This is a genomic window from Hymenobacter oligotrophus (genome assembly GCF_003574965.1).
GTDB classification, from domain to species: domain Bacteria; phylum Bacteroidota; class Bacteroidia; order Cytophagales; family Hymenobacteraceae; genus Solirubrum; species Solirubrum oligotrophum.
In genome coordinates this window covers 340,935-359,466 of record NZ_CP032317.1, presented here as the reverse complement: position 1 = coordinate 359,466, position 18,532 = coordinate 340,935, and the positions used below count along the sequence as shown (strand labels likewise).

At 61.3% G+C, this 18,532-nt stretch carries 13 protein-coding genes; 7 read left to right on the top strand and 6 right to left on the bottom strand.

Features of this window, described 5'->3' with window-relative positions; all coding sequences use genetic code 11:
- Positions 1 to 134 precede the first annotated feature (134 nt).
- Positions 135 to 1,787, top strand: coding sequence for a M28 family peptidase (locus D3Y59_RS01425; protein ID WP_119443411.1), 1,653 nt, complete (start codon positions 135 to 137; stop codon positions 1,785 to 1,787).
- An 85-nt stretch (positions 1,788 to 1,872) separates the two neighbouring features.
- On the opposite strand, the gene D3Y59_RS01420 is transcribed toward D3Y59_RS01425, so the two are convergent.
- A complete protein-coding gene (locus D3Y59_RS01420) occupies positions 1,873 to 2,928 on the bottom strand; it encodes an alpha/beta hydrolase family protein (protein WP_119443410.1) in 1,056 nt (351 codons plus the stop codon).
- Between the two features lie 310 nt (positions 2,929 to 3,238).
- Here D3Y59_RS01420 and D3Y59_RS01415 point away from each other — a divergent pair, with 310 nt between their 5' ends.
- The 3 genes from D3Y59_RS01415 to D3Y59_RS01405 are packed head-to-tail and all read left to right on the top strand — an operon-like array spanning position 3,239 to position 7,007.
- Positions 3,239 to 4,672, top strand: coding sequence for an AMP-binding protein (locus D3Y59_RS01415; protein WP_162910468.1), 1,434 nt, complete (start codon positions 3,239 to 3,241; stop codon positions 4,670 to 4,672).
- 6 nt (positions 4,673 to 4,678) lie between these two features.
- The gene (locus D3Y59_RS01410; protein WP_119443408.1) at positions 4,679 to 5,824 is read left to right on the top strand and encodes a DUF3419 family protein; all 1,146 of its coding nucleotides are present in this window, start codon (positions 4,679 to 4,681) and stop codon (positions 5,822 to 5,824) included.
- The gene (locus D3Y59_RS01405) at positions 5,817 to 7,007 is read left to right on the top strand and encodes an aminoglycoside phosphotransferase family protein (protein ID WP_162910467.1); all 1,191 of its coding nucleotides are present in this window, start codon (positions 5,817 to 5,819) and stop codon (positions 7,005 to 7,007) included. Before D3Y59_RS01410 ends, D3Y59_RS01405 begins: the two co-directional genes overlap by 8 nt.
- 350 nt (positions 7,008 to 7,357) lie before the next feature.
- Here the strand turns inward: D3Y59_RS01405 and D3Y59_RS01400 are convergent, their stop codons facing one another.
- Positions 7,358 to 8,431: a hypothetical protein gene (locus D3Y59_RS01400; protein WP_119443406.1), complete on the bottom strand. Its 1,074-nt coding sequence runs from the start codon at positions 8,429 to 8,431 to the stop codon at positions 7,358 to 7,360.
- A gap of 177 nt (positions 8,432 to 8,608) precedes the next feature.
- On the opposite strand from D3Y59_RS01400, the gene D3Y59_RS01395 reads away from it, so the two are divergent.
- Positions 8,609 to 9,814, top strand: a complete 1,206-nt coding sequence (locus tag D3Y59_RS01395; RefSeq protein WP_162910466.1) for a tail fiber domain-containing protein — start codon at positions 8,609 to 8,611, stop codon at positions 9,812 to 9,814.
- 46 nt (positions 9,815 to 9,860) lie between these two features.
- On the opposite strand, the gene D3Y59_RS01390 is transcribed toward D3Y59_RS01395, so the two are convergent.
- Both D3Y59_RS01390 and D3Y59_RS01385 read right to left on the bottom strand, forming a co-directional pair.
- Complete coding sequence (locus D3Y59_RS01390) at positions 9,861 to 12,431, bottom strand: PEP/pyruvate-binding domain-containing protein (RefSeq protein WP_119443404.1); 2,571 nt, start codon at positions 12,429 to 12,431, stop codon at positions 9,861 to 9,863.
- Positions 12,432 to 12,897: 466 nt separating this feature from the next.
- A complete protein-coding gene (locus D3Y59_RS01385) occupies positions 12,898 to 13,797 on the bottom strand; it encodes a UbiA prenyltransferase family protein (protein WP_119443403.1) in 900 nt (299 codons plus the stop codon).
- 40 nt (positions 13,798 to 13,837) lie between these two features.
- Here D3Y59_RS01385 and D3Y59_RS01380 point away from each other — a divergent pair, with 40 nt between their 5' ends.
- Positions 13,838 to 16,081, top strand: coding sequence for an efflux RND transporter permease subunit (locus D3Y59_RS01380; protein ID WP_119443402.1), 2,244 nt, complete (start codon positions 13,838 to 13,840; stop codon positions 16,079 to 16,081).
- Between the two features lie 126 nt (positions 16,082 to 16,207).
- Here D3Y59_RS01380 and D3Y59_RS01375 read toward each other — a convergent pair whose 3' ends face one another.
- Both D3Y59_RS01375 and D3Y59_RS01370 read right to left on the bottom strand, forming a co-directional pair.
- Entirely contained in the window at positions 16,208 to 16,720 is a 513-nt protein-coding gene (locus tag D3Y59_RS01375; RefSeq protein ID WP_119443401.1) for a hypothetical protein, read from the bottom strand.
- A gap of 105 nt (positions 16,721 to 16,825) precedes the next feature.
- Positions 16,826 to 17,071 (bottom strand): hypothetical protein, encoded by a 246-nt coding sequence (locus D3Y59_RS01370; protein WP_119443400.1) that lies wholly within the window; start codon positions 17,069 to 17,071, stop codon positions 16,826 to 16,828.
- Between the two features lie 119 nt (positions 17,072 to 17,190).
- Here D3Y59_RS01370 and D3Y59_RS01365 point away from each other — a divergent pair, with 119 nt between their 5' ends.
- Positions 17,191 to 18,444, top strand: a complete 1,254-nt coding sequence (locus D3Y59_RS01365) for a cation:proton antiporter domain-containing protein (RefSeq protein ID WP_119443399.1) — start codon at positions 17,191 to 17,193, stop codon at positions 18,442 to 18,444.
- The last annotated feature ends 88 nt before the right edge of the window (positions 18,445 to 18,532 follow it).

The following is an 18,532-nucleotide window of genomic DNA, read 5'->3' as shown; positions in this document are numbered from 1 at the left end:
GTTGGCTCTTGGGCGCGCCGGCACCTAGGGGCCAGGGCGTACGTTGCCGGCAATGCGGCGCTATTGGCTGCCGGCGTGCAACCTTCGGCGCCGCAGCCAGTACCTTTGGCATTCCATACACCTTTGCTTCATCAATGGCCTTTTTCCGTTCGCTGCTCGTTGCGGGCAGCTTGATTTCCTTAGCCGGGCCAGTGGCGGCCCAGTCGCTCACCATCGATAAGAAAGTGGCCGCCGCCGTGGGGCAAATTCGGCCCGACGACATCAAGGCCCACATTCAGTACCTCGCCGACGACAAGCTGAAAGGCCGGCAGCCCGGCACCGAGGGCTACCAAATGGCCGTCGACTACGTGACCAAGCAACTGAAGGCATACGGCGTGAAACCGGCCGGCGAAAACGGCTCGTACGTGCAGCGCGTGCGGTTGCGCCGCGCTTTCCTGAAACCCGAAAGCAGCTTTGCGCTAACGGCCGGCGCAACGGCAGCCACGCCGCTCGCCGCCGGGCAAGACTTCGTGTTTTACCCCAACCCCGAGTTGCCGAGCGTACAACTAGAGGCGCCGCTGGTGTTTGCAGGCTACGGCATATCGGCGCCCGAGCTGGGCTACGACGACTACGCCGGCCTCGATGCCAAAGGCAAGATTGCGGTAATTGTGCGCGGGGCGCCCAGCGCGTTTCCGTCAACGGTGTCGGCGGCTAGCCAAGACCTGACCATGATTATGCAAAACGCGGTGCAACACGGCGCGGTGGGCGTAATTGTGGCTTCCACCAACCCGAAAGGCACCCTGCCCAATTTGCGCCGCGGCGCTTACAGCGTGCTCGGCACCAACGGCAAAGTGGCGGCCTCGCGCAGCTACGCTACCGGCGTGCAAGTGCTCGGAAACATTAGCGCCGCCACGCTGCAGCGCTTGTTTGCGGCCGCCTCATCCGATACCAGCCGCGCTTTTACCGCCCTGCGCGCGGGCAAGCCGGCCCCCACGGCCCTCAACAGCACGGCCAAGCTCAGCTTCGGCTCGACGTACCAGGACTTCGACTCGTACAACGTGGTGGGCAAGATTACGGGCTCCGACAAGGTGCTGCGCGACGAATACGTGGTGCATTCGGCCCACCTCGACCACATCGGCATCAGCACGCCCGTAAAAGGCGACTCCATTTACAACGGCGCCCACGACAACGCTTCGGGCGTGGCTTCGGTGCTCGAAATTGCCCGCACCTACTCGCGCATCAAGCAAAAGCCCAAGCGCAGCATTTTGCTGGTGCTGCAAACCGGCGAAGAGTTGGGCCTGCTCGGCTCGGCCTACTTTGCCTCCAGCCCCACGGTGCCCAAGGCCAAAATTGTGGCCGACGTGAACACCGACATGCCCACCATCATTGCGCCGTTGTTGTCGGTGGTGCCCCTAGGTGCCCAGCACTCCTCGCTCTCGGAGCCAGTGGACAGAGCCGCGGCCTACCTCGGCCTGACGGTGGAAGCCGACCCCGAGCCCGAGCAAAACCGCTTTATCCGCTCCGATCAGTACAGCTTCGTTACGCAGGGCATTCCGGCCCTGCACATTAAGTACGGCAACCGCACCACCGACGGCCAGAACAACCTGAGCCAGCTGGTGCAAAAGTGGCGCGCCGAAACCTACCACAAACCGCAGGACGACATGAACGGCCTGTTCGACTTTGAGGCCGGCAAGAAGTACGTGCAGCTGAACTTCCTGATCGGTTACCAAGTGGCCAACGAGCCGCAGCGCCCCACCTGGAAAAAGGGCGACTTTTTTGGTGGCCGTTTCGGCGGCAAGTCGTTGTAAAGCAACATTACTTGAGCGGCAAAACAACGGGCCCCTCCGCATTGCGGAGGGGCCCGTTGTTTTGCCGCTTTTGGCAGCCGAGCACCTAGGGTTTGGTAGAAATTGCCGCGCCGGCATCGGGCTTCACTGCATTCATCGGCTTGCCCTCAACCCAGCTCAGGAAATCCTGCGCCACATCGTCCCAGTGAAACTGGTCGTAATCGACCTTATCATTCTTGAATCCAAAGAAATTGTGTTCGAGGCCGGGATATTCCTTGAATGACACCCGCGTATTTCGTTGCCGCATCAGCTCCAATCGGAGGTAATCGTTGAAGGGCGCAGCGGCGTCGCGGGTGCCGTACACCACCAGCACGGGCACGCGGGCCTTGCGCAGGTACTGCATGGGCGGAACCGAAAACGAGTAGGTGGTTTTGGGGGAGTCGCCGGGGCCACAAGTAATTTCATCAGGCTTATCCACAATCTGCTGCCAGTTCCGAAACGCTTCCTCGGCGCTGGCCGTGGGCTCGGCGCTGCGCTGTTGGGTTACTATCGTAGACATCCGACCTAGGGGGTTGCCGCTCAGGTAAATTACGTGCGTAAGCTGGCGACTGGTAGCAGCCATTTTAGCCACCACGTTGCTGCCCTCGGAGTGCCCCGCCGCCACTATGCGGCGCCTATCAGCCCAAGGCTGCTTAGCCAGGTACTTAAGCACGGTATTGTTGCGGGCCACGTAGTAATCGAGGTAATTGCGCTGGCAGTATGCCGCGGGCGGTGCCTGCGTTTTCGGCTCGAAATAGCTCAGGTTGCGTTGCAACTCGGTTTGCTCGGCCAGCACCGGTATGCCCGGCTTGCCGATAATCACCAAGTGGTACGCATCGGTGTATAATTTAGGTGTGAAGCCAAACCAATTGTAGGCCCCGTTGGCGTGCGGCACGATTAGCGGCCTAGGCAAGGAGCCTTGTACCACCAGCAGCACGGGTTTGCGCTGTTGCTCCTCGCCCGGCTTCGACATCACGAGCACGTCTACAGTGTCGCGGCCGAAGGCGCAACGCAAGTGCCGGTAGCCAAAATCGGCAGGCGTTTTGGCAAAGGGGGCGCCCAGGGCCATGCCCGCAAAGTAAAACAGCACTACTACCGCAATAAGCAAGCTTTTCAGGCGCATAAGTTGGCTAAGATCGGGCTGACTTGGCAGCGGTTAATGATGAAAAAGCAACGCAAACAGCAAGTGCCTGCAGCGGCAGCGCGTAGCTTGGCGCAGCAAAGTACCGCCAGGCTGGCAGAGTGCAAGTTGCTGGCAACCGCCCTGTAAAGCTAGTGCTTAGCTACGCCTGCTGGCGGGGTGGCCGGGCGGGCAGCACCAGCCGATTTTCGCTTGGAGAAAAGCAGAAATACACCGCCGCGTAACGTTGGGGTGTGCTGGTTATTTTACAAATTTGGTAATTGGCTTCGCCACTCCTTAAAGCCCCGTGCCTTTGCCCAACTTCTACCACCACATTCACCGTACGCTGCTGCAGCAAGCCGAGCAAGTGCTGTTGGTGTGGCCGGGCGGGGCTACGGCCGGGCTGGCAACCGCCTATACCGGCCGCGACCTAGGCCAGCGCATCGCCGCCTACCAGCAGTTGTTGCGCAAGCACAATACGCGCGCCGGCCAGCCCGTGCTGTTGGGCTTGCCCGTGGGCGCCGAGTTGATTTGCGGCTTACTCGCCGTGATGAGCCTGGGAGCCGTGCCCGTGCTGCCGCCAGCCGGAGCATCTGCCGTGGGGGTGCTCGGGCTGTTGCGCCGCAACGGGGTTGGGGCGGCGTTGGTACCCAACAAAAGCGCGCGGCGCTACAACTGGCTGCTGCGGGGCCTGGGTGTGCGCTTGCTGGGGGCGCCCCAGCACCTAGGCACGGCCGAGCTGCTGCCCCCCCAAGCGGTGCCGGCCACGCAACCCGCGCTGGTGTCGCACAGCTCGGGCTCCACGGGGCAAGCCAAGGCCATTCGGCGCAGCCACGCGGTGCTTACGGCCCAGCACGAGGTACTGAAGCAGGTGTTTCCGCCGTGGCCGGGGCAGCGCGATTTTCCGCTGTTTCCGAACGTGCTGCTGCACAACCTCGCGGTTGGGGCCCTGAGCGTGCTGCCCGATGTACCCTGGGGCCAACTCGCCAACCTGCAGCCTGCCCGCTTGGTGCAACAGCTGCAAACCACCCAGGCCGAAACCCTCACGGGCAACGTGTTCTACTTTGCGGCGCTGTGCGGCTACCTCGAGCAGCACCACCCCACGCCCTTGCCGCACGTGCGGGCCCTAGGTGTGGGCGGCTCGCCGGTGCCCGAGAGCCTGCTGCAACGCTTGCGCAGTTGCTTTGCGGGAGCTGCGGTGTACGTCATTTACGGGTCGTCGGAAGCCGAGCCCATTGCCGTGCGCCTTGCCGAAGCACCCACCAACCCGCGCAGCGGCTACTGCGTGGGGCCAGTGCAAGCGGGCCTAAGCTGCCGTTTGCAGCCCCTAGGTGTGGTGGAGTTGCCCAACGGCACGCAGCACCAGGTAGGCGAAGTGTGCGTGCAAGGCGCGCACGTGGCGGCCGAGCCCGGCACCTGGCTGCACACCGGCGATTTTGGCTACCTCGACGCGCAAGGCTTGCTGTGGCTTACCGGCCGCAAAGGCAACGAGGCCATTTGCCAGGGCGTGCAGCATTACCAGGTGGAGCACGTACTCTGCTCCTTGCCGGGCATGGAGCGCGCGGCCGCCCGGGCCACGCCCACGGGCTTCGATGTGTACTACCAGGGTACGGTTTCGGACGCCGCCGTGCGCACCGCGCTGGCCCAACATTTTCCGGTGGGCCTTTGCAACCGAATACTCCGCCGCCAGCATCTTCCGGTTGATAGCCGTCATTTATCCAAAATTCTGTACCACCAGCTCCGCTAGCACCCAATGCAATCCGAATTTTATAACGTGGCCCTCGACCGCATTCGCTATTCGTTGGTGTGGGAGAGCAGCACCACGCTGTGCCAGGCGTTGCAGCTGCAGCCCACCGACGACGTGCTGGTGATTAGCTCGGCGGGTTGCAACGCCCTCAACGTGCTGCTGCAGGAGCCGCGCAGCGTAACCGCCATCGACCTGAACCCGGTGCAAAACCACCTGCTGCATTTCAAACAGCACCTTATTCTGCACCACGAGCCGCAGGTGTTGCGCGCCTTGCTGGGGCTCGATGGCCCCGCCGCCGTGCTGCCCGCGTGGCACGCCCTGGAGCCTACCCTACCCGAAGAGCTGCGCGCCTATTGGGCACCGTTTTTCGAAAGCCACGCGGCGGGTATTTTGCCGGCCGGCCGCCTCGAGAGCTACCTGCTGGGTTTCTTGCCCACGCTCAGCCCCGAGCTGCAAGCCAACGTGCGCCGCCTCATTGCGTTCGATAGCCTAACGGAGCAGCGGCGCTGGTTTATGGATGCCCTGCACGGCACCGCGTTCGAAGACCAATTTATCAGCTACTTCGACGACGCCAACCTCAGCCGCGGCCGCGACACCAAGCTGTTTCGCTACGCACCCGAGTCGGGCGGCGAGGCGTTTTACCGCCGCTTGGTGCGGCACGTATCCACGGAGCTGCTGCGCGACAATTTCTTTTTCCGGTTCTTCTTTTTCGGGGCCGAAAACCTGCCCGAAGCCATTTTGCCGCCCTGTTATCAGCAGCAAAATTTTTACCGCCTGCGCGCCCTGCTGCAGCAAGGCAAGCTTGCGGTGGTTACCGGCGAGGCTACCGAGTTTCTGTTTTCCGAAACCGGCCAGCACATCAGCAAAGCCAGCCTATCCAACATCTTCGAATACGTGAGCCCCGCGGAGTTTCAACGCACCAGCCGCGCCCTTATGGGCCGCGCGCAGCAGCCGCTGCGCCTCGTGTTCTGGAACCTGCTGCAAGAGCACGCCTCCCACGTAGTGCCCGGCGTACCGCTCGACCGCTCAACTTCGCTGGCCCTAGGTCGGCAGCCCGGCGCCTGCTTCTACTTCCGCGATGTGCGCGTGCTCGATTCGGCCCTGGTGCCGGCGTCGGTTCCAGCTCCCGTTTTGGTTTCGGCTCATGCATAGCGCTGCGCACTACTGCTCGGCGGCTTTCCTCGAAGCCCTGATGCAGGCCCACGCGCCCGAGCGCGCCATTCGAGTGCACGAGGTAAGCCCCCTTCCGCTCGATAATTCGGCCAGCATTCTGGTGGTGCTCACGGCGGGCCAAACCAACCGGCCCGTAGGCCACTTTGGCTTGCGCGTAACGTTTGAAGCCCAAGGCGAACTGCAAACGCGCGACATGGTGCTGAAGCTGAAGCCCCCGGGCCGCGAGGTATCGGCCATGCTCGGCAGCCTGGCGCAGGCCTGCGGCGGCGAGCTGGCAGCGGTGTACCCTCCGTTTGCTACGCGCACGGGCTTTTACCACACCCACCAACGCGAGCTGCAGGTGTACGCCGCGCACGGCCGCGCCGCCCTGATGCCCACCATTTGGGGCCTGCACCACGACGAAGCCCACGAGGTACACGCCATTCTGATGGAGTACCTTGCCGATGTGGAGCTGCTGAACTCGGTGATGACGCCCGCGCACTGGACCGATGAGCATCTGCGTGCTGCCCTAGGTGCCCTGGCCGAGTGGCACGCCGCCCACCTGCAGCCCGGCCACTCGCGCACCGCCTGGCCCGATCAGCCTTCCGAAGCCTATATGCAGGCGCTCAGCCCCTTGTGTCAGGCCTTGCTGCACAACGCTGCTACACACTTTCCGACGCTCTACGACGCAACGAACGTAGCTGACCTGCAGCAGGCCATTCGGGCTATTCCGGAGTACTGGGCCGAGCTTGCGAAGCACCCCAAAACCCTCATCCACAACGACCTGAACCCGCGCAACACCTGCTTTCGGCGCACGGCCCTGGGTTTGCAGCTCTGCGCCTACGATTGGGAGCTGGCTACTTACCACGTGCCGCAGTACGATGTGGTGGAGCTGCTGTCGTTTGTGCTCGATGCCGACCGCTACCACCTGCGCCCGGTATACCTGGAGTTTTACCGCCAACAGCTGCAGGCCCGTACGGGGCTGTTCGGCAATGCCGAGGAGTTCAACCGTGTTGCCGGCCTGGCCGCTCTCGACTTCGGCTTGCACCGCCTAGGCATGTACCTGATGGCGCACACCGTCAGCTCCTACCCCTTCTTGCCGCGCGTGGTGCAGAGCTACTTCAACACCTTGGCGCAGCTGCAGCCGCTACGTGCTCAGGTGCCGGTTGTGCAAGCATCGTAGCTTAACGTTCTTTTCAAACTGCAAGAGCGATGGGTGTTAGACACTATAGCTAGCCTCCCTCCTCAGATGAATTCCGCGCTTGGAGCGGCGTGGGCATAGGGTGGTTGAAATGATACCCAGCCCGTCATGCTGAGCTTGTCGAAGCATCTCTCCCGCTTCGTTGAATGTAGCGCGGATTTTGGCTACGCCGACCTTCGGTTGTAGTCCGCAGCCCACGGATAGTAATTTCTAATCTACTGACCGATTGATTTTACTATCTGCGGACGCGGAATATACCCATAGGTCGGCGTAGCCAAAATTCGCGCTTCTGCAGTGCCGGCCGTTCTGGCAAACGCGGGCTAAAGCCCGCGCTACAGCTCCTTGCCAAACAGCGCGTACTCGGCCACCTCGTAGTCGAGGCCGTCGGTGAAGTGCAGGGAGTAATTCCCGGTGCGCATCAGGCAGAAGATGACTTCTTCGTACCGCTCGCGAAAGTGCACCATGCCATACGCACCCATGTACGACATCAGTCCGCGCTGGCGGTACTCCGGGTGTACGCCTACGGTTTTGGCCAGCAGCACTTTGCGGGGCAGCTTGGCAAAATCGCGCTCGAACACGGGGTGCTCGTGGGCGGGCAATTGCAGGGCTTGGTAATTGGGGTGGCAGAAACTCAGCGCTGCCAGTTGCCCGTTGGCTTGGTCGCGAAACAGCACCGAGGTGTAAGGGCACAGGCGCTCGGCATAATGGCGGTTGTAAAGCAGCCGAAACTGCTTGAGTGAAACCGGTCGATAAGCCGGATTAGCTCCGAAAATGGCTTGCACCAGCTCGTAAATTTCGGGCTCGTGCTGCTCCCAGACCTCGGGCGTGAGCGGAATGAAATCGTACGGAATTTTGCCCAACTCCCGCAGCAGCATGTCCTTGTCGGCAAACACCGCAGGTACCGTTTCTGGCCGAATTAGGCGGCTCTCGAAGGTGCTGATCGGCTGAAAACCTAGGGCCGTGAGTAGCCCGGGGTAGTACGCAGGATTCACAGGCTCCCGGTCGAAGTGCCCCCACGAGGGCGGCTGCTCACCTAGGCGCAGGCGGTAAGCGTGATAGGTGCTGAAGTTCAACGGCCCTACCAAGCGGCTGTACCCTTGCTGCCGCGCCTCATCGGCTAAAGCTGCAAAAGCGGCTTCGTTGTTGGCAGCATCGTTCAGGGTTTCCCAAAAGCCAAAGTAGGCATCGGAGCTGTTTTTGGGGAAGATGCCGGCCAGGCGCAGCCCGGCATCGGCAGTGCCAAAAAGCACTATACCGTTGCGCTCCGCTTCGTGCGCGAACAACTGCTCGGTTAGGGCGGGGTTCTCGTCGGGCCGATACGGTTGGTTTTGGTAGACACGTGCCGGCACCTGCCAGAACCAGTCGGGCAATTGGCCTTGGTACGGAATGCGAAGTAGCTGCGGCATGGCGGACGAAGGTAAGGCAACCGGTATCCACTTGGCCCTACCAGCCCGTGCATTTACCTGCACAGGTTATTTTCTGCGAAGGCACACAAAACACAAATAATCATATTGACAAACAGAATATTCACACATTTCTTGATGCTAATTGTGAATCGGCATCCATTTTATCAATGTATTAGTATGCAAAACACTACCTCTTGGGCTTATGCCCTACCGCTATTGGCTGGCTCGGCGCTAGCTGCTTTATGGCTGGGCTTTGGCGGCTCGAACGGCCAAGCCAACGGCAAAAGTAACGGCCGCAAAAAACGCAGAAGCCGGGCAGAAGAGTCGACGCTGAACGTTACGGACATAAATATTGGCACGGCAGCTGTTACGGGCGACGGCCAGGAACTCGCCGCTGGCGCTGTGGGCGTGGGTGTGACGGCCCGGGGCGGGCTAAACCTAGGGCAGCACAACAACCGGAACGTGTATTTGGGATATCGGAGCGGCCCCGCCGCGGCCGATACCACAGGCCGTGCCAACACCTTTGTTGGCACGCACAGCGGCCAGAGAAACACCTCCGGCCTCGACAACACCTTTGTGGGGAGCGAAAGCGGAACGGCTAACACCACCGGCATCAGCAACACGTTTTGCGGGCGCAACAGCGGCAAAGCCAACACCACCGGCAGCGCTAACACCTTTACCGGATTGGCTTGCGGCCAAGCCAACACCGACGGCAGAAACAACACGTTTGTCGGCGCCAACAGCGGCACTAAGAACACCAGCAGCAACGACAACACCTACCTGGGCGCCGCCAGCGGTATTGAATCGACGGGTGCGTACAACACTTTTGTAGGGGCGGCCAGCGGCATGACCAATACCAGCGGCAGTAAAAACATAGCCCTTGGCTTTCGGGCCGGGCCCAGCGCGGGCGACCTGCAAAACGCGGGGGCCATTGGCTACCGCGCTACGGTTAGCCAAAGCAACAGCCTAGCCCTAGGTGGTGCCGGCGACTATGCGGTGCGGGTAGGCATCGGCACCCCCAAGCCCGAGGCTACACTGCACGTAATCGGCGACGTACTGGCCAGCGGCGCCATTACGCAAATGTCGGATGCTCGGTACAAAACCGATGTGCAACCCCTTCGTAACGCCCTGAGCAAAGTACTGGCGCTACGGGGCGTACGCTATAACTGGCGAACCGACGAGTTTCCGGAGCAGCGGTTTTCTAATAAACCGCAGGTTGGGTTTGTGTCGCAGGAGGTAGAAAAGCAATACCCGGAATTGGTGAGCAAGGATGCCAACGGCCACCAGAGCCTCGATTACGGGCGCCTGACGGCTGTGCTGTTGGAGGCCATTCGGGAGCAACAAATGCAAATCGAGGCCCTGCGCCGGCAGATCAAGCCCTAGGTGCTGGCGAACCATAGCGCTGCAATGGGTTTGGCTGAGCCCAGCGTTACATCAGTTCAATTTCGCCGGTGGCACCATCGAGGCGCACGAACTGACCGCTGCGCAGGCGCCTGGTAATGCCCGGCACGTTGATGATGGTAGGAATGCCCAATTCGCGCAGCAGGATAACCGAGTGCGACAACGACGACCCTTTTTCGATGATAACGGCGCGGCAGGCCGGAAACAGCGCTGCCCAGCCGGGGTCGGTGCGGAGGGCGCATACGATTTTGCCGGCCACGCCTAGGTTGTCTTCGGGCGAGGTAATGACCAGCACCTCGCCGCTTACCTGGCCGGGGTAGCAGCCCGTGCCGCGCATCAGGGCTTCGCTGGTTTCGATGTGCTCGGCGGGCGCAAGCGGCGGCGAAGGCACCACCACGCGGGCGGGCACGTCGGCGCGCTGGTTGGCGCTAAACTCCTGTTGCCGCGCGGCCAAAGTTGCCGGTAAATCGGCCATGTGGCCTTCTTTCAGCGTGGTAGTGGCTTCGGCTTCGGTCAGGAAGAAGATTTGCCTGGGCTGCTGTAGCAACCCGGTGGCCGCTAGCTTCTCGCCCATAGCCAGGTACAAGGCACGGTACATGCCAAACAGCCGCGTACGCTCCAGCCGCAGCGATTCGCGGTTGCGGATGGCCTGCTGCAACTGCTGCAGCTGGCGGCGTACTTGGCGCTGCAGCAGCCACGGTTTACCCGCAAGCAAAGCTTTTACTTCGGCTTGGGCCTCGGTAAGTACCTCGTGGCTGCCGGGGGTACCTAGGCTGGCGGGTGCTTCGGCAGCTAAGTAGTTGCGCAAGTACTGATAGAAGATTTGCGGGTTAGTGCGCATGGTTTGGGTTTCGAGCTTTAGCTCGCCCACAGTACGGTCGCCGTAGCGGCTGATGAACGTGGCTACCTCGTGCGCAAACTCGGGTGCCTGTTGCTGCATTTGCTCGGGCAAATCGGTGCGCTGTGCCAGAATGAGCTGGCGCAGCGCGGCGTTGGGGCGCACCAAGTTGGCCAGGGCCAGCATATGCTTGGTGGGCTGCGTGCTGGCCAGGTCTTGGTCGCCGGCCAGGTAGCGGCGCAGTAGTTCCTCCGGCTCGGCGGCGCCGGCTTTTTGCAGCAGGCGCACGGCGCGGCCGTTTGTCATCATCACGTAAAAATCGTTGACGATGGGCGTGCTCCAGTTGCCAAGCAGTTCGTCGTCGAGGCGCGCTTTTTCGGCCAGCAGCGCGTCGGTGCTAAACTGGCTGAGCTGCAGCCGGTAGAAACGCTGGTAATGTTGCTCGAAGCAGGCATGAAACGCCTTTACGGCAGCCTCGAGGCGCGAAAAAGCCCACATCAGCCGCGTCAGGTTAAGCACCAGCCGCGGGGCCATGCGCAACTTGGCGGGCAGGCTTTTCTCCTGCGTCTGCACAAAGTCAACGGGTTCTTCGAGACCCATCATGCGCTCCATATCGGCCTTGTTTTGCCGAAACGAAGGCAGCAATTGCAGGCCGCGGTACCAGTTGTTAATGTTGTAATAAATGCGGCCTTTCACCAACCCGAGCAGCTGCGTTACAACGGGCTCGTGCGCCGCAATTTCGGCCTTTGGCAAACCTAGGGCGTGCATGGTTTGGCGGTACACGGTGGCGTAGGCCCGCTGCGCAAAGCTGAACGTGAGGGGCGTGGTTACGCCGCAGTAACTTTCCTGAATGTTGGAGTTGTCGTACACCACCACCTCCGGAATGGGCTGCGTAATGGGCCGCGCCTGCACCACCCACAGCTGCTCGCCAGCCACCACAAACTCCACATCCTGCGGGCCGCCAAAGGCCTGTTCCAGCTGCGTACCGATGCCGAAAAGCTGCCCTAGGTGCGCGGCACTCAGGCAAGGCTCGTGTTGCTGTGCAGGGGGTACAGCCTGCATCATTAGCCCACCTTCGGGGCGGGCCACAAACTGCTGGTCTTTGCTGGCAATGATTTGGCGGTGCACCTGCCCGGTCTGCTTGCTGAAGTAGAACTCGTCGGGCGCCAAGGCACCGCTCACCAAGCCTTCGCCGAAGCCCCACACGGCGTGCACGGCCAACTCCTGCGGGTACTCCGGAAAGGTTGAGAACAGCACTCCGCTGGCTGTGGGCTCAATTTGCTGCTGAATAATAACAGCTGGCCGCGCTGCCAGTGGCAAGCCTTTTTGCTGCCGGTAAGCCACAACGCGCTCGGAGTAAGCACTGGCGGCGCAGCGGGCAATGGCCTGCTCCACGGCCTCCAGCGTAGTCAGGTTCAGAAAGGTGTCCATCAGCCCCGCAAAGGCGTCGTGGCGGCCGTCTTCATCAGCTACCGACGAGCGCACTACCACGGGCTGCTGTGGGAAACTCCACTGCTGCAGTTGGGCTACGAGCGTGGCGCGGTCAGCATCCGCTAACTGAAAGTGCAAAAGCTTATCGCGGCGTTGCTGCACGCCATCGGCGTCGGTGCCAGCACCTAGGAGAAGCGCTTCGAACTGCTCGGCCGGCAATACCACAAAGTCGGGCACGCGCACGCCGGCGCCTTGCAGGCGGTACAAGCCAGCGGCTTTGCCGCCCACGGCATGGCGTAGGGGCTGCGGTTCGGCGGAGGTCAGAATCATGCAGGTGCGAGGTGATGGAGAGCAGCGCGGCGAAGTGTGCTGCTGAGGCAAATGGCGGACGATTATGGAACAGGAAATTAAAGCCTGTTTAAGAATTTAAGTCTAGGTCATGCTGAGCGCAGCCGAAGCATCTCTACCGCTTCGGCTGAACGTCATGTCGAGCTTGTCGAGACATCTCGCTAGATAGTATATGTCATGCTGAGCGAAGTTGAAGCATCTCTACCGAAACCTCGCCCCCACTCCCCTCTCCAAAAGAGAGGGGAGTGGGGGCTATTTGAATTCAGCTGCCAGATGTCTCGCTTTGCTCAATATGACACGACCTAGGGAAAGCTATTCGGGCGTGAGAAGGTCCTTGGCTTGGCGTACGCCAGATGAGGGATGACAATACTATCCGGCGAAATCTTTCGGCTTCGCTCAGCATGACGTTCAAAGTGTCGTTGTAGAAAAGCCCAAACACACGCTTAATCTACCAGAGTCGAGCGGCAATTTCGACGATGATGGACACGTAGCTCGTGAGCATGAACAGCGACACCAGCAGCTCGGCCACTTTCAGGGTTTTGGGGCGCGGCTTAGCCAGGCTGCCTAGGTAAGCCACTACCGTTACCAGATACAGCACGCCCATTAGGGCAAAGGGCCATAGGCGCGTGGCCAGCAAGTTCAGCAAATAGCCTTGCACCAGCACGCCGGCCAGCAACACCACCAGCACGGCCACAATAGCGCCCACGTAACCCAGGGAGCGGGAGTACGAATCGACGCCGGTGCGCTCGGCTTCGGGCGTTTTAATTTTGCGGGCTATTTCGAACGACAAGCCGCCGAGCAAACTCAGCAGCGCCAGCAGCAGCAGCGGCACCGAGAGCAGCGGCTGCGCCGCGTAGGCCGACCACACCCAGCCAATAATCAGCGGCATGATGAGCAGGTGCGTGAAGGCATAGAGCACCAGCCGGGCCCGCAGCCACTCGCGCACGAAAAACTCGTAGCGCATCAGCAGGCTGTAACTCACCACCAACACCCAGGTCAGCAGCGTGCCCCAGCCCATCCAGGCCGACCAAGGGGCCTCCAGCAACAGCCCTGCCCACGCCACGCGCTGCAGCTGACCTAGGGTAACGCGGCCCGACTGCAGCACGCGGTGCGGAAAGTGCTCCAGATCGGAGGCGTAATCTTTGATTTCGTCGAATACCCGAAGCCGGAAAAAGAAGGATATTGTAGCCAGAATGCCCACTGCCTCCTGCGGGCCAAACGCCGCTGGCTTTGCGGGTTGGGTGGCCTGCGCCACGGCCAATACCGTGAGGAACAAGATGGCAAACAATGCCATGTTGACGAGCGGAAAACGCTCGTGCAGGTAAGCAGGAAAGTGGCGCCAATTCATCGCAAGCAAATTACACCTACGGCCGCCCTGTCGCACCCACATGATTGAGGGATTACACAAATTTCGTTTTTGGCTGCTCGGGTTGGTGCTGGTGGTGTGCGCGCTGTTGTGGCCGGGCGTGCGGGCCGCTGTGCAGGTTGACAATAGTTTGGAGGCATGGTTTCTGGAAGGCGACGCCAGCCTGCAAGCTTACCGCGACTTTCAACAGCGCTTCGGCAACGATGAAGTGATGGTGGTGGTAGTGCACGACGAGCAATCGGTACTGACGCCGGAGTACTTCCAACGCTTTCGCCGGCTTAGCCAGGCGTTGGAGCGCATTCCGGCCGTGGCGGGCGTAATTGGGCCGGGCAACGCCATGGTGCCCCAGCGGGCAGCCCTAGGTAGCAGCGCCCAACCGCTACTCAAGGCCAACACCAAGCCGGCCGAAGTGCGGCAGCTGCTGGCCAAGCACACGGTACTGCGCGAGCAGCTTTTCAGCCCCGATTACCGCACGGCGCGTTTGCTGGTGCAGCTGCGCCAACTGCCCGATTTTGATGCGCAGCGCGGCAATATTGTGGCCGAGGTGCAACGCACGGTGTACGCCCACGTGCCTCGCGCGCATGCTTACCTGGGCGGCGTGGGCGTTATTTACGCCGGCCTGAATGCCTTGTCGCAGCAGGATTTTGGCTTTTTTTTGGGCTTGGGCTACCTGCTGATGTTTGCCGTGTTTGCCCTGCTGTACCGCAACGGCTGGCTGCTGCTCTACGTGCTGGGCATTGTGGGGCTGGCTACCTACGTTACGCTGGGCGTGTACGGCGCCCTAGGTCACCGACTTAACCTGATGACCGTGCTGCTGCCGGTGGTGCTGATTCTGCTGGGGTTTATGGATGCCATGCACGTCATCAATGAACGCAACTTGGTGGCGGCGCCGGGCATGTCGCGGCAAGCCTCGGCGTTGCAGGCGCTGTGCAACACGTTTTCGCCCTGTTTGGCTACCATGCTCACCACGGTGGCGGGTTTTCTGGCGCTGGTTACCAGCCCCATGGCCATCCTGCAAAACTTTGGGTTGTTTGCGGCCCTGGGCATTGTGCTGTGCCTGGGGTTCACTTTTCTGCTGGGCGTGCTGATACTGCCTCTGACCCAGCCGGCACCTAGGGCCACGCGCGCCACCAGCTCGGCGCTGGCGCGGCTCTACGAAATTATCCTTAGCCGTAAAGGCGCATTCACGGCCGCCTCGGCGGCCTTGGTGCTGCTGGCTGCCGCCGGCACTACCCTGCTTCGGGCCGATACTTATACCCTAGGTTATTTTCCACGAAACCACGCCGTGGTGCACGACCACCACGCCATGGAGCAAATCTGGGGGCCCTATATGCCCTTGGAGCTATTGGTGGAGGCTAAGCCCGGCCACCAACTCACCGACGCCGCCGTGGTGCAGGCCGCCGCTGCCTTCGCCGATTCGGCCCGCACGCTGCCGGGCGTGGGGCGCGTGTTCGGCTTTCAGTCGCTCTACCAAGCCGGCCTCGAAACGCACTTTCCGGGCAAAGGCCGCGCGGCGCTCCTCAGCCAAAGCCTGCTCCGGAAAGTGCACGAGCAGCTAACGGCCGATTACCCGCAGTTGGCAGCGCAATACCTGCACGTGCCCAGCCAAACCGGGCGCATCACCGTTTCGGGGGCTATGCTCTCGGCGCGGCAGCTCACGGCCAAAACCGATACCCTGCTGCGCATGGCCCGCAACACCCTAGGTGCCGTAGCCGCGGTACGGCCGGCGGGGTACCAGCCCATGTACGCCCGCATTGTGCAGTACGTAACCACCTCGCAAACCAACAGCCTGCTGCTCTCGGCCTTCATGGTGTTCGGGTTGGTGTGGCTGTACGTGCGCAGCTTTCGGTTGGCGCTGCTTACGGTAGTGCCCAATCTGTTTCCGGTGCTGGTGCTGCTCGGCGTAATGGGCTGGTTTGGCATTGCCCTCGATACGGCCACGGCGAGTATTGGTGCCATCGTGCTGGGTTTATGCGTCGACGATACAGTGCACTACATCCACCATTACCGGCAAGCCCGGCTCGGCGGCCAGTCGCCGCACCAAGCCCGGCTGAGCACCATTACGCACGTGGGGCCTACCATTGTGCTTACCAGTATCATTTTGTTTGCGGGCTACGCCGTGATGGGCTTCGGCTCGCTGAAAACCGTGGAGCTGTTTGGGGTGCTCACGGCCGTCTCGGTAGCGGCGGCGTTGTTCGGCGAAATCATCATCTTCCCGCTGGTGCTCGAGCGGTTCGATCGGGTGCCGAAACGGCAAGTAGCTTAGGCTTCAGCCCACGTGCGCAGACAATGGTTGCAGTACCTGCAAACACGCCGGGCATCACACACCCTATCCACAACCTCTGCTGAGCGAAGCCAGCCCATGCGCGCTGCCGACCAGCAGAACCACTGCTTACAGCACCGCCGTGAGCAGCATAGTCATGTATAAATTGGTAGCGTAGCCGCAGGCAAATAAGAGCAGTTCGGTGGTCTCGCTGAAAGGGAAACCAGGCGCGAGCTGCACGTGGTATTCGTAGTTCAGCTTGTTCCACTTGAACGCGAGGTCCAACGTCAGCACCTGCTCTTGGGCTTCGTTTTCGAGCACAAATCGGGTACCCCGAATTCCCTGGCTTTTCAGCTTAAACCCTTGCTGCTCTCCCGATGCCGTTTGCAGGGTTACAATTACCTGGCCTTTCCAGTTGAAGGTAATGTCGCCCACCACAACGTCGTTGCGCACCACATCAAAATGCGACCACCACATGTTGCGCGGGCGTATTTCCAGCGTTTGCCCATCCGCAAGGGTAGCCCGGCCACGACTGGAAAACCAATCGTCGTAGGTGAAGGCAGTCAGCAATTGTTTGCCGTGGTGCAGGCCGAAATCGCCTTTGCCCGGCACGCTTATGAGGTAGTAATCCTGCTCGCTCATGAATTGCTAAAAGGGTGGTTGTGCCCTTTCAGCAATGATACGCCTTTGTTTCTTCAGATAAGCAGGCCTAGGGCCGCACGCCCGCCGATGCCCCTTTGCCTCAGCCTACAGCTCCTCGGGCAGCCGCACGCTATCGAGCCAGGCCTGCAGCAGCGCCGGCTTCTGAAACAGGTTGATGAACAGCACGCGCTCCTCGCCTACCAGGCGCCACACCTCGGCATAAAAATCCTCAAGGGCATACAGCTGCAAGCGGCACCCGTGCTCGGCGCGGTCGGCCAGGTGGTGGCCGGCGCGCAGCAGGTGCTCGGTCTGCTGACCTAGGGGCAATTGGGCGAAAGCGGCAAACTTCATAACAACACAGCAGCAACAGCGCGGCCGACCAAAATCGAAGATACAACGATTAGCTGGCACGGGGTTCCATGAAAAGCGGCTTCGGATAAGTTGCCGCGGCGGCCGTATAAGCCCTTTGCATGTCTACCCCGCTGCTCATTATCGTTCTGGGTTGCCTTATCTTCTTCGGCCACTACTTGTCCGAGGTATTCGAGCGTACCAAGCTGCCCGAGGTGATTGGCCTGCTGCTGGTGGGCTTGCTGCTGGGCCCGGTGCTGGGCGTTGCGCACGCCCAGGATTTTGGCCAGGGCGGGCGCCTGTTCACCAACATCGTGCTGGTGTTCATCCTGTTCGAGAGCGGGCTCGATGTGCACTTGCAGCAGCTGCAGGCTTCGTTGCGCGGCTCGGTGGGGCTTACGGTGCTCAACTTTATTGTGTCTACGCTGCTGGGGGCGGCCGTGGGTCAGTGGCTTGCCGGGCTCGATTTGCTTTCGGCGCTCATGCTGGGCTCCATTTTGGGCGGCACCTCGTCGGCGGTGGTTACCTCGCTCATTCGCAAAGTGCAGGTGCAAGAGGGCACCTCGGCCACGCTGGTTATCGAGTCGGCGTTCAGCGACTTGTTTACCTTAGGCGTGCCCCTGTCGCTGATGACGGCCTACGACGATGCCCGCTTCAACGTGGGTTCGATGTTCGGGCAAATGGTGGCCTCGCTGGTGCTGGCCGTGCTCATCGGCGTGGGCGGTGCCCTAGGGTGGTCCTGGATTCAGGAGCGGCTGCCCAGCTTGCAGAAAACGCGTTTCTCCACGCCCGCCTTCGTGTTTATCGTGTACGGGCTGGTGGAGATGATGGAGTTCAGCGGACCCATTGCGGTGCTTACGTTTGGCATTACGCTGGGCAATTTGGCGCTGCTGCGCCCGCTGCGGCTGGCGCGCTACATTCCGGCCAACCCCGTCACGCTGCGTGCCGACGAGAAGTCGTTCTTCTCGGAAATCGTGTTTTTGCTCCGCACGTTTTTCTTCATCTACGTGGGCCTGAGCATCGAAATGGACAACGCCTGGCTGGTAGTCACGGGCGCCATTCTCACGGTGCTATTGCTGATGGCGCGCGTGCCGGTGGTGCGGGCTTCGGCGCCGCCCCGCACACCCCTGCTCGACTTGTCGGTGATGAGCATCATGATTCCGAAAGGCCTGGGTGCGGCCGTGTTGGCAACGTTGCCCGCGCAGCGCGGCATTCCTACCGGCGACGTTATCCAAACCATCACCTTCTCGGTGATTTTGTGCACCACCTTGCTGTGCACGCTGCTGTTTGTGCTGGTGGAGCGCGGCACGCTGCTGGGCTTCTACGGGTTGTTTTTCCGCAACGCACCTAGGCAAGCCGATGCCCCACCTAACTAGCGGCAGCAAGTAGCACTTTGCGGGCCGCCCAAGGCTGCCCGGGGGCAACGCGCGGCCAAGCACCTAGGGGCTAATTGGCGCTGCCGCG